The sequence below is a fragment of the Bradyrhizobium sp. CCH5-F6 genome (assembly GCF_001556045.1).
Classification (GTDB): domain Bacteria; phylum Pseudomonadota; class Alphaproteobacteria; order Rhizobiales; family Xanthobacteraceae; genus Bradyrhizobium.
This window is the reverse complement of the sequence record NZ_LSIC01000010.1, coordinates 1-7,008: the sequence shown is the minus strand read 5'-3', so window position 1 is coordinate 7,008 and position 7,008 is coordinate 1. Positions and strand designations below refer to the sequence as shown.

The following is a 7,008-nucleotide window of genomic DNA, read 5'->3' as shown; positions in this document are numbered from 1 at the left end:
GTCTTGGCCCCGCCTCTCTCATTCGGCATTTTAGTTCTGCTTATGCCTGGCTGGCGACGGCCTTGCCGAGCGCCGCTTGCGCCGCGGCGAGGCGGGCGATCGGCACGCGGTAGGGCGAGCACGAGACGTAATCGAGCCCGATGTGGTGACAGAACGCGACGGAGGCGGGATCGCCGCCGTGCTCGCCGCAGATGCCGACCTTGAGCTTCGAGCGCGTCTTGCGGCCGCGTGCGACGCCGATCTTGACGAGCTCGCCGACGCCTTCCTGGTCGAGCGCGACGAAGGGATCGATCGGGAGGATGCCCTTGGACACGTAGGTTCCGAGAAAGCTCGCCGCATCGTCGCGGCTGATGCCGTAGGTGGTCTGCGTCAGGTCGTTGGTGCCGAACGAGAAGAACTCGGCGCTCTCCGCGATCTCTGCCGCCATCAGGCAGGCGCGCGGCAGCTCGATCATGGTGCCGACCTGATAGGCGATCTTGGTGTTGGTCTCGCGCATCACCGCCTTCGCGGTGGCGTCGATGCGTGCCTTGACGAGGTCGAGCTCCATCTTGGTCGCGATCAGCGGCACCATCACCTCGAGGCCGACGGCCCTGCCGGTGCGCTTTTCGGCCTCGACCGCGGCCTCGAAGATCGCACGCGCCTGCATCTCGGCGATTTCAGGATAGGCGATCGCGATGCGGCAGCCGCGGAAGCCCAGCATCGGGTTGAACTCCGACAGCTCGCGGGCGCGGTCAGCCAGGCGCCGCGGGTCGGTATTCATGGCGCGCGCCACTTCCTCGACCTCGGCGTGGGTGTGCGGCAGGAACTCGTGCAGCGGCGGATCGAGCAGGCGGATCGTGACGGGCAGGCCCTTCATGATCTCGAACAACTCGACGAAGTCGGCGCGCTGCATCGGCAGCAGTTTTGCCAGCGCGGCGCGGCGCGACTGCTCGTCCTCGGAGAGAATCATCTCGCGCACCGTGCGGATGCGCGTCTCCTCGAAGAACATGTGCTCGGTGCGGCAGAGGCCAATGCCTTCCGCGCCGAACTTGATCGCGGTGCGCGCGTCGTCCGGCGTATCGCCATTGACGCGAACGCCGATCTTGCGGACCTGGTCGGCCCAGGTCATGAGCGTGCCGAACTCGCCGGACAGCTCCGGCTCGATCATCGGCATGCGGCCGGCGAGCACCTGACCGAGCGAGCCGTCGATGGTGATGACGTCGCCCGTCTTGAAGGTACGCGAGCCGATGCTCATGGTGCCGCGGCCGTAGTCGACACGGATGGTGCCGCAGCCGGAGACGCAGGGCTTGCCCATGCCGCGCGCGACCACCGCCGCATGCGAGGTCATGCCGCCGCGGGTGGTCAGAATGCCTTCGGCGGCGTGCATGCCATGGATGTCTTCCGGGCTGGTCTCGATGCGAACCAGAATCACCTTGCGCCCGTCGGCCTGAAGCTTGGCCGCTTCATCCGAGGAGAACACGATCTCGCCGGAGGCTGCGCCGGGCGAGGCCGGCAGGCCGGTCGCGATCACGTCGCGCTTGGCGTCGGGATCGATGGCCGGGTGCAGCAGCTGGTCGAGCGAGGCCGGATCGATCCGCATCACCGCTTCGTTCTTCGAGATCAGGCCTTCATTGGCGAGCTCGACAGCGATACGCAGCGCCGCTTTCGCGGTGCGCTTGCCGCCGCGGGTCTGGAGCATCCAGAGCTTGCCCTGCTCGACCGTGAACTCCATGTCCTGCATGTCGCGGTAGTGCTTCTCGAGCAGCGTGTAGATCCGCGTCAGCTCGTTGAAGGCCTCCGGCATCGCCGATTCCATCGACGCCTTGTCGGAGCCCGACTCCTTGCGCGCCTCCTCGGTGATGTCCTGCGGCGTGCGGATGCCCGCCACCACGTCCTCGCCTTGCGCGTTGATCAGGAACTCGCCGTAGAGCTTGCTCTCGCCGGTCGAGGGATTGCGCGTGAAGGCGACACCGGTCGCCGACGTCTCGCCCATGTTGCCGAACACCATGGCCTGCACGTTGACCGCGGTGCCCCAGGATTCCGGAATGTCGTGCAGCTTGCGGTAGGTCACCGCGCGCGCGTTCATCCACGATGAAAACACCGCGCCGATGGCGCCCCAGAGCTGGTCGTGCGGATCCTGCGGGAAATCCTTGCCGGTCTCGCGCGCGACCGCGTCCTTGTACTTGCCGACCAGCGCGACCCAGTCCTCGGCGGACAGATCGGTGTCGAGCGTGTAGCCCTGGCTGTCCTTGAAGGTGTCGAGGATTTCCTCGAAGTGATGATGCTCGAAGCCGAGCACCACGTCGGAATACATGGTGATGAAGCGGCGATAGCTGTCATAGGCGAAGCGGCGATCGCCCGACAGTTCGGCCAGCGCTTCCACGGTCTGGTCGTTGAGGCCGAGGTTGAGCACCGTGTCCATCATGCCCGGCATCGAGGCGCGCGCGCCGGAGCGCACGGAGACCAGCAGCGGGTTCTTGGTGTCGCCGAAGATCTTGCCGGTCAACTTGCCGACATGGTTCAGCGCCTTCTCAACCTGCGACTGCAACTCCTTCGGGTAGGTCTTGTCGTGTGCGTAGAAGTAGGTGCAGACCGAGGTCGGGATGGTGAAGCCGGGAGGCACAGGCAGGCCGAGATTGGCCATCTCGGCGAGGTTGGCACCCTTGCCGCCGAGCAGGTCGCGCATCTCCGAGCGACCCTCGGCCTTGCCGTCGCCGAACGTGTAGACCCATTTGCCCGCCTTGCCAGCTGCGGAAGCCGTCTTCGCGGGGACAGCCTTCTTCGGTGCGGGCTTCGCGGCGACCTTCGGCAGAGCCGCCTTGGTCACGGCCTTTGCCACCGGCTTGGCTGCGGACTTTGCAGCGGGCTTTGCAACGGACTTTGCAACGGCCTTGGCGACCGGCTTCGGCGCGCTTTTGGCCAACGCCTTGCGGGCCGGCGGTGCGGCTTTCGCGGTGGCAGATGACTTTGATTTCGCTGGCATTTTCTTGGGCTTCGAGGCGGCTTTGGCCATAGCTTGCACACAACCTGCGAGAGGAATGGGAAATCGCGGGCCTTACACCACTTTGGGCGGGCCCGCGCAAGACGGACAGTTCCGAAAAGTGACGCCTAGAAGCGCAACCACTTCAGGAGCCCGAGCCCGATCGCGCCGTTCACGATGAGGAAGACCGCGACAATGAGGTTGAGAAGCCGCGGCATGATCAGGATGAGCACGCCCGCAATCAACGACAGGATCGGCGAAATGTGGGCGACGGTGATGTGCATGAACTATCTTTCTGTGGAGGTGAGGCGAATCGCGCGCGGATCATAGCCGGCCCGGTTCCGCGAGTAGAGATGCGCAACATGCGCTTCGAGTTCCCGGCTTCGCAAAAATTGCCCGAAATTGCCGCGAATGCGGCAGGCCTTTTCCCGGAACATTGCCAGCGGGCATGCATTGGCCAATCGGTTGCGCCACTGGCGCCCCGAAAAATCTCGTCGAAGGAGTTGTCATGCGGAACAGGATTCTCGCTCTTGCAGCGATCGCGGCCGCGATCGCTGCAAGAGCGAGAATCCTGTTCCGCATGACAACTCCTTCGACGAGATTTTTCGGGGCGCCAGTGGCGCAACCGATTGGCCAATGCATGCCCGCTGGCAATGTTCCGGGAAAAGGCCTGCCGCATTCGCGGCAATTTCGGGCAATTTTTGCGAAGCCGGGAACTCGAAGCGCATGTTGCGCATCTCTACTCGCGGAACCGGGCCGGCTATGATCCGCGCGCGATTCGCCTCACCTCCACAGAAAGATAGTTCATGCACATCACCGTCGCCCACATTTCGCCGATCCTGTCGTTGATTGCGGGCGTGCTCATCCTGATCATGCCGCGGCTTCTCAACCTCATTGTCGCGGTCTTCCTCATCGTGAACGGCGCGATCGGGCTCGGGCTCCTGAAGTGGTTGCGCTTCTAGGCGTCACTTTTCGGAACTGTCCGTCTTGCGCGGGCCCGCCCAAAGTGGTGTAAGGCCCGCGATTTCCCATTCCTCTCGCAGGTTGTGTGCAAGCTATGGCCAAAGCCGCCTCGAAGCCCAAGAAAATGCCAGCGAAATCAAAGTCATCTGCCACCGCGAAAGCCGCACCGCCGGCCCGCAAGGCGTTGGCCAAAAGCGCGCCGAAGCCGGTCGCCAAGGCCGTTGCAAAGTCCGTTGCAAAGCCCGCTGCAAAGTCCGCAGCCAAGCCGGTGGCAAAGGCCGTGACCAAGGCGGCTCTGCCGAAGGTCGCCGCGAAGCCCGCACCGAAGAAGGCTGTCCCCGCGAAGACGGCTTCCGCAGCTGGCAAGGCGGGCAAATGGGTCTACACGTTCGGCGACGGCAAGGCCGAGGGTCGCTCGGAGATGCGCGACCTGCTCGGCGGCAAGGGTGCCAACCTCGCCGAGATGGCCAATCTCGGCCTGCCTGTGCCTCCCGGCTTCACCATCCCGACCTCGGTCTGCACCTACTTCTACGCACACGACAAGACCTACCCGAAGGAGTTGCAGTCGCAGGTTGAGAAGGCGCTGAACCATGTCGGCAAGTTGACCGGCAAGATCTTCGGCGACACCAAGAACCCGCTGCTGGTCTCCGTGCGCTCCGGCGCGCGCGCCTCGATGCCGGGCATGATGGACACGGTGCTCAACCTCGGCCTCAACGACCAGACCGTGGAAGCGCTGGCCGAACTGTCGGGCGATCGCCGCTTCGCCTATGACAGCTATCGCCGCTTCATCACCATGTATTCCGACGTGGTGCTCGGCTTCGAGCATCATCACTTCGAGGAAATCCTCGACACCTTCAAGGACAGCCAGGGCTACACGCTCGACACCGATCTGTCCGCCGAGGACTGGGTCGCGCTGGTCGGCAAGTACAAGGACGCGGTCGCGCGCGAGACCGGCAAGGATTTCCCGCAGGATCCGCACGACCAGCTCTGGGGCGCCATCGGCGCGGTGTTTTCATCGTGGATGAACGCGCGCGCGGTGACCTACCGCAAGCTGCACGACATTCCGGAATCCTGGGGCACCGCGGTCAACGTGCAGGCCATGGTGTTCGGCAACATGGGCGAGACGTCGGCGACCGGTGTCGCCTTCACGCGCAATCCCTCGACCGGCGAGAGCAAGCTCTACGGCGAGTTCCTGATCAACGCGCAAGGCGAGGACGTGGTGGCGGGCATCCGCACGCCGCAGGACATCACCGAGGAGGCGCGCAAGGAGTCGGGCTCCGACAAGGCGTCGATGGAATCGGCGATGCCGGAGGCCTTCAACGAGCTGACGCGGATCTACACGCTGCTCGAGAAGCACTACCGCGACATGCAGGACATGGAGTTCACGGTCGAGCAGGGCAAGCTCTGGATGCTCCAGACCCGCGGCGGCAAGCGCACCGCGAAAGCGGCGCTGCGTATCGCTGTCGAGCTCGCCAATGAAGGCCTGATCTCGAAGAACGAAGCGGTGATGCGGATCGATCCGGCCTCGCTCGACCAGCTGCTGCACCCGGCCATCGATCCCGACGCCAAGCGCGACGTGATCGCGACCGGCCTGCCGGCCTCGCCCGGCGCAGCCTCCGGCGAGATCGTGTTCTCCTCGGATGAAGCGGCCAAGCTTCAGGCCGACGGGCGCAAGGTGATTCTGGTTCGCATCGAGACCAGCCCGGAAGACATCCATGGCATGCACGCCGCCGAAGGCATTCTGACCACCCGCGGCGGCATGACCTCGCATGCGGCGGTGGTCGCGCGCGGCATGGGCAAGCCCTGCGTCTCCGGCTGCGGCACCATCCGTGTCGACTACGGCCGCGGCACCATGAGCATCGGCTCGCGTACCTTCAAGACGGGCGACGTCATCACCATCGACGGCTCGCTCGGTCAGGTGCTCGCCGGCCGCATGCCGATGATCGAGCCGGAGCTGTCCGGCGAGTTCGGCACGCTCATGACCTGGGCCGACCAGGTCCGCAAGATCGGCGTTCGCGTCAATGGCGATACGCCGGACGACGCGCGCACCGCGATCAAGTTCGGCGCGGAAGGCATTGGCCTCTGCCGCACCGAGCACATGTTCTTCGAGGAGACGCGCATCCGCACGGTGCGCGAGATGATTCTCTCCGAGGACGAGCAGTCGCGCCGCGCCGCGCTGGCAAAACTGCTGCCGATGCAGCGCGCCGACTTCGTCGAGTTGTTCGAGATCATGAAGGGCCTGCCCGTCACGATCCGCCTGCTCGATCCGCCGCTGCACGAGTTCCTGCCGCACACCCACGCCGAGGTCGAGGAAGTGGCGCGCGCCATGAATACCGACCCGCGGCGCCTGGCTGACCGCGCCCGCGAGCTGTCGGAGTTCAACCCGATGCTGGGCTTCCGCGGCTGCCGCATCGCGATCGCCTATCCTGAAATCGCCGAGATGCAGGCGCGTGCGATCTTCGAGGCCGCGGTCGAGGCCGAAAAGCGCACCGGCAGGGCCGTCGGCCTCGAGGTGATGGTGCCGCTGATCGCGACCAAGATGGAGCTCGACCTCGTCAAGGCACGCATCGACGCCACCGCGAAGGCGGTGATGCGCGAGACCAACACCAAGATCGCCTATCAGGTCGGCACCATGATCGAGCTGCCGCGCGCCTGCCTGATGGCGGCAGAGATCGCGGAGAGCGCCGAGTTCTTCTCGTTCGGCACCAACGACCTGACGCAGACCACCTACGGCATCAGCCGCGACGATGCGGCGAGCTTTCTCGGAACCTACGTGTCCAAGGGCATCCTCCCGATCGATCCCTTCGTCGCGCTCGACCAGGAAGGCGTCGGCGAGCTCGTCAAGATCGGCGTCGCACGCGGCCGCAAGACGCGCTCGAAGCTCAAGGTCGGCATCTGCGGCGAGCACGGCGGCGATCCCGCCTCCGTCGCGTTCTGTCACCACATCGGGCTCGATTACGTCTCGTGCTCGCCCTACCGCGTGCCGATCGCCCGCCTCGCCGCGGCGCAAGCGGCGCTCGGCAAGGCCGTCGCCAGCCAGGCATAAGCAGAACTAAAATGCCGAATGAGAGAGGCGGGGCCAAGAC

4 protein-coding genes are annotated in these 7,008 nt (G+C 65.2%); 2 read left to right on the top strand and 2 right to left on the bottom strand.

Going from position 1 to position 7,008, the window contains the following annotated elements:
* Nucleotides 1-40 precede the first annotated feature (40 nt).
* Nucleotides 41-2,992: a pyruvate, phosphate dikinase gene (gene ppdK, locus AX729_RS00580; protein ID WP_061019959.1), complete on the bottom strand. Its 2,952-nt coding sequence runs from the start codon at nucleotides 2,990-2,992 to the stop codon at nucleotides 41-43.
* A gap of 95 nt (nucleotides 2,993-3,087) precedes the next feature.
* Nucleotides 3,088-3,243 (bottom strand): DUF3096 domain-containing protein, encoded by a 156-nt coding sequence (locus AX729_RS38350; RefSeq protein WP_082770311.1) that lies wholly within the window; start codon nucleotides 3,241-3,243, stop codon nucleotides 3,088-3,090.
* A 522-nt stretch (nucleotides 3,244-3,765) separates the two neighbouring features.
* On the opposite strand from AX729_RS38350, the gene AX729_RS38355 reads away from it, so the two are divergent.
* Nucleotides 3,766-3,921 (top strand): DUF3096 domain-containing protein, encoded by a 156-nt coding sequence (locus AX729_RS38355; RefSeq protein ID WP_082770311.1) that lies wholly within the window; start codon nucleotides 3,766-3,768, stop codon nucleotides 3,919-3,921.
* A 95-nt stretch (nucleotides 3,922-4,016) separates the two neighbouring features.
* A complete protein-coding gene (gene ppdK / locus AX729_RS00585; protein WP_061019959.1) occupies nucleotides 4,017-6,968 on the top strand; it encodes a pyruvate, phosphate dikinase in 2,952 nt (983 codons plus the stop codon).
* The last annotated feature ends 40 nt before the right edge of the window (nucleotides 6,969-7,008 follow it).

What these genes read in the sequence shown, in the direction of transcription:
- ppdK (WP_061019959.1), bottom strand. Translation starts at nt 2,992, where the DNA reads ATGGCCAAAGCCGCCTCGAAGCCCAAGAAAATGCCAGCGAAATCAAAG.
- AX729_RS38355 (WP_082770311.1), top strand. Translation starts at nt 3,766, where the DNA reads ATGCACATCACCGTCGCCCACATTTCGCCGATCCTGTCGTTGATTGCG.
- AX729_RS38350 (WP_082770311.1), bottom strand. Translation starts at nt 3,243, where the DNA reads ATGCACATCACCGTCGCCCACATTTCGCCGATCCTGTCGTTGATTGCG.
- ppdK (WP_061019959.1), top strand. Translation starts at nt 4,017, where the DNA reads ATGGCCAAAGCCGCCTCGAAGCCCAAGAAAATGCCAGCGAAATCAAAG.